Consider the following 265-nt stretch of genomic DNA (forward strand, 5'->3'; position numbering starts at 1 on the left):
CGCGCCACCGCGCGTTCGGCGACGATATTGGTCTTGCCCGATGCGGTGGCGGTGAAGCTGTCGCCGACGAAGCCGGCCGGCGTCCCGCCCGCCAGCACGCCGACATTGGCGGTCAGATTGGCTTCGGGCAATTCGCGGCGGAACCCGTCCAGGATACGCGCCAGCTCGTAATTGGCGCCATAGCCCAGCTCCGCGCCGAACACCCCGCCCGAATGGCCCGGCACTCCGGTGGTGACCAGTTCCCAGTCGGTCGCGCCGCGCCGCG

General features: G+C 70.9%; 1 protein-coding gene. It reads right to left on the reverse strand.

Going from position 1 to position 265, the window contains the following annotated elements; genetic code table 11:
- A partial coding sequence (locus CVH10_RS21325; protein WP_146143237.1) for a peptidase dimerization domain-containing protein occupies positions 1-265 on the reverse strand: 265 nt, incomplete at both ends.

Origin of the sequence: Halomonas sp. ND22Bw (assembly GCF_003011945.1) — a bacterium.
GTDB classification, from domain to species: domain Bacteria; phylum Pseudomonadota; class Gammaproteobacteria; order Pseudomonadales; family Halomonadaceae; genus Halomonas; species Halomonas halophila.